General features: G+C 71.5%; 4 protein-coding genes. 3 read left to right on the forward strand and 1 reads right to left on the reverse strand.

Annotated features, from left to right (window positions below):
* Both ACFV9H_RS41310 and ACFV9H_RS41315 read left to right on the forward strand, forming a co-directional pair.
* On the forward strand, nt 1-171 hold a 171-nt coding region (locus ACFV9H_RS41310), incomplete at its 5' end, for an adenosylhomocysteinase (RefSeq protein WP_385409142.1).
* An 88-nt stretch (nt 172-259) separates the two neighbouring features.
* Nucleotides 260-880 (forward strand): hypothetical protein, encoded by a 621-nt coding sequence (locus ACFV9H_RS41315; RefSeq protein WP_385409144.1) that lies wholly within the window; start codon nt 260-262, stop codon nt 878-880.
* A 4-nt stretch (nt 881-884) separates the two neighbouring features.
* Here ACFV9H_RS41315 and ACFV9H_RS41320 read toward each other — a convergent pair whose 3' ends face one another.
* The gene (locus tag ACFV9H_RS41320; RefSeq protein WP_385409138.1) at nt 885-1,778 is read right to left on the reverse strand and encodes an RDD family protein; all 894 of its coding nucleotides are present in this window, start codon (nt 1,776-1,778) and stop codon (nt 885-887) included.
* Between the two features lie 112 nt (nt 1,779-1,890).
* Between ACFV9H_RS41320 and ACFV9H_RS41325 the strand changes: the two genes are divergently transcribed.
* Nucleotides 1,891-2,898 carry a stage II sporulation protein M gene (locus tag ACFV9H_RS41325; RefSeq protein ID WP_385409140.1) on the forward strand — a complete coding sequence of 336 codons (1,008 nt, stop codon included), beginning with the start codon at nt 1,891-1,893 and terminating at the stop codon, nt 2,896-2,898.
* Nucleotides 2,899-3,229: the final 331 nt, after the last annotated feature.

The following is a 3,229-nucleotide window of genomic DNA, read 5'->3' on the forward strand; positions in this document are numbered from 1 at the left end:
GAGGAGTACCCGACCGACGTCTACGTGCTGCCCAAGCACCTCGACGAGAAGGTCGCCCGCCTCCACCTCGACGCGCTCGGCGTCAAGCTCACCACCCTGCGCCCGGAGCAGGCCGCGTACATCGGCGTCGACGTCGCGGGCCCGTACAAGCCGGACCACTACCGCTACTGATCCGACCAGCGGTAGCACAATGTGAAGCAGGCCCCCGGCACGTGTGCCGGGGGCCTGCCCCATACGCTCCGACAGAAGTGTGCGCACCATGCCCCGCGGCCGCTACTCGCTCCACGACCCGCACGACCACGCCCCCCTCGGCGAGGAGCACTTCCACTGCGCCCCGGGACCTTCCGGCTGGCGCTACGTCTCCCAGCTCACCGCCCCGAACGGCGACCACCGGGGCTCCGTGGACCTGGCCATCGACGAACTCGGCCGCCCCATCCGCCTGGAAGTGAACGCCGCGAGCTGGCAGGTCCGCGGCGCCGCCATCGACGGCGTCACCTGGGTCCGTACCGACCCGACCGGAACCGAGGCCACCGAGGGCAACGTCCGCGCCCCCGGCTTCACCGGAACCTCCCCGGCCTTCCTCGTGGCCACCGCCCGCCTGCTGCGCCTGACCCCGGGCACCCCGGCCACCCGCGTCCGCCTCGTCGCACTCACCGACCCGGTCCTGGCCCCCCGCACGGTCGACCAGGCCTGGGCCCTGCTGCGACGCGAGGAGCACCCGACGGACAGCGGCCCGCTGATGGTGGACGAGTATCAGGTCAGCGCCCTGGACACCGGCGAGGTCCACACGATCCACATCGCCGGCGACGTGGTCCTCTCGGCCCCCGGCATCGAACTCGAACAACTGGAGACCCCGCCCTCGACGTTCGACGAGGAGTGACCCCTCAGGCGGGCGGCGCGAACCCGCCGGCCCGCGGCGCCGGCGCCTCCACGGGTGCCACGGGCGCGGGAGCGACGTAAGGAGCAGCCGTCACCGGGGCCGCAACCGGAACGGTCACCGGCACCGGCACCGGCACCGGCGCCGGGCCTGCGGGCCGGAAAGCCTTCGCCGCATCCCGCGACTGCCGCTCGTGCACCACGGCCATCAGGAACGCGGCCGCCGGCACCCCGGCCGGCGGCGGCGCACCCGTACGCGCCACCAGGTCGTCCGCGAGCCGCGCCGCCATCGCGGCACCCACCTGCGGGTCCAGCTGGTTCATCCGGGTCAGGTACTGCCGGATCGCCAGCCACAGCCCCTCCGGCACCGCGGACAGGTCCAGCCCGGTGAACCGCCCGGCCAGCCACGGCGGCGGCGAGGGCACCGGCATCACCCGCGCCCCCGGCACCCGCTCGCGTATCACCAGCGTCCCCGCGAAAACGTCCCCGAGCCGCCGCCCGCGCGCCGACACCAGCGAGGCGATGCACGCCACGGACCCGAAGGTCGCCAGCAGCTCCACCACTCCCATGGCCCCCCGGACCAGCGCGTGCCGGAAACGGATCGGCCCGCCGTCGTCCCGCACCACCCGCAGCCCGCAGGCGAGCTTGCCCAGCGACCGACCGTGGCTCAGCGTCTCCACCGCGATCGGCACGCCCACGAGCACCAGCACGAAGCTCGCCACCATCACGGCCGCCTGCGCGGCCATGTCGAGGGAGGCGATCGCGAAGGTCAGCGCGACCATGATCAGCGTGTACCCGGTGAAGTACACGAGCAGATCGAGGACGATCGCCAGCGCACGGCTCGGCAGCCGCGCGGGCCGAAGCCCCAGGACGACCGCGTCCCCCGTCACCAGATCGCTCACCACAGCACCTTTCGCATGACCTGCCCCAACCCCTTGGGCATCCAGTCTGCCAAGCTGACCACACGAGGAACAGGCAGTGGCAGGGGACCAGGGGCAGGGGAGCGGCAACCGTATGGATCTCGACGTCTTCGTGACGGCACACCGCGCGGAATGGGACCGCCTGGAGCAGCTCCTCGGCCGCGGCCGCAAGCTGACCGGCGCCGAGGCCGACGAACTGGTCGCGCTCTACCAGCGCACGTCGACCCATCTCTCCCTCGTCCAGTCCAGCGCCCCGGACCCGATGCTCATGGGCCGGCTGACCCAGCTGGTCGCCCGCGCCCGCGCCACGGTCACGGGCACCCGCCGCGCCGGCTGGCGCGACGCGGCCCTCTTCTTCACGGCGGGCTTCCCGGCCGCGGTCTACCGCAGCCGGCGCTGGTGGATACCGACCGCCCTGCTCTCCACGGCGCTCGGCGTGCTCATCGGCTGGTGGATAGCCACGCACCCCGAGGTCCAGGGCGCCATCGGCACCCCGGAGTACCTGAAGGAGCTCACGCAGCCGGGCGGCGAGTACGAGACGTACTACTCCAGCCACCCCGCGGGCTCCTTCGCGGCCCAGGTCTGGACGAACAACGCCAGGGCGGCGGCGATCTGCCTCGTCCTGGGCGCCTTCCTCGGCCTCCCGGTACTCGGGATCCTCTACCTCAACATGGCCAACCTCGGCGTGGGCCTCGGCCTGATGGCCTCCGCCGGCCGCCTGGACGTCTTCCTCGGCCTGATCCTCCCGCACGGCCTCCTCGAACTGACCGCGGTCTTCGTCGCCGCGGGCATGGGCCTGCGCCTGGGCTGGACGGTCATCGACCCGGGCCCCCGCACCCGCCGCACGGCCCTCGCCGAACAGGGCCGAGCCGCCCTGGGCATGGCCATCGGCCTCGCGGCGGTCCTCTTCATCGCGGGCCTGATCGAGGGCTTCGTGACCCCGTCCGGCCTCCCCACCTGGGCCCGCATCACCATCGGCGTCGTGGCCGAGGCGGCCTTCCTCCTCTACGTCTTCGTCCTGGGCGGCAGAGCCTCCCGGGCCGGCGAGGCGGGCGACGTGGAGGCCGCCGACCAGACGGCGACGCTCCCGACCGCGGCCTGATGTGCATCGGACCCCGCTGAGCTGCTAGTCTCCTCAGGTCCCGGAGCGGGTGTTGACACATCCGCGATGGGGAGGTAGATTCTAACGGTTGCCTCGAACTGGACAAGTTCGGCAGCGATGGTTCACAATCTCTCTCGCTCCCACTTGGAATTGAATTCCATCGGAGCACAGTCGACTCCTTATCCAGGAATCCGAAGCCGGTTAATCCGGTGGAAAACTTCTGATAGAGTCGGCATCGCCGGAAAGGGAAACGCGAAAGCGGAAACCTGGAAAGCACCGAGGAAGTCGGACACGAAAGAGTCTGATAGAGTCGGAAACGCAAGACAGCAGA

The organism is Streptomyces sp. NPDC059874 (assembly GCF_042731135.1).
GTDB lineage: Bacteria > Actinomycetota > Actinomycetes > Streptomycetales > Streptomycetaceae > Streptomyces.

What these genes read in the sequence shown, in the direction of transcription:
- ACFV9H_RS41315 (WP_385409144.1), top strand. Translation starts at nt 260, where the DNA reads ATGCCCCGCGGCCGCTACTCGCTCCACGACCCGCACGACCACGCCCCC.
- ACFV9H_RS41325 (WP_385409140.1), top strand. Translation starts at nt 1,891, where the DNA reads ATGGATCTCGACGTCTTCGTGACGGCACACCGCGCGGAATGGGACCGC.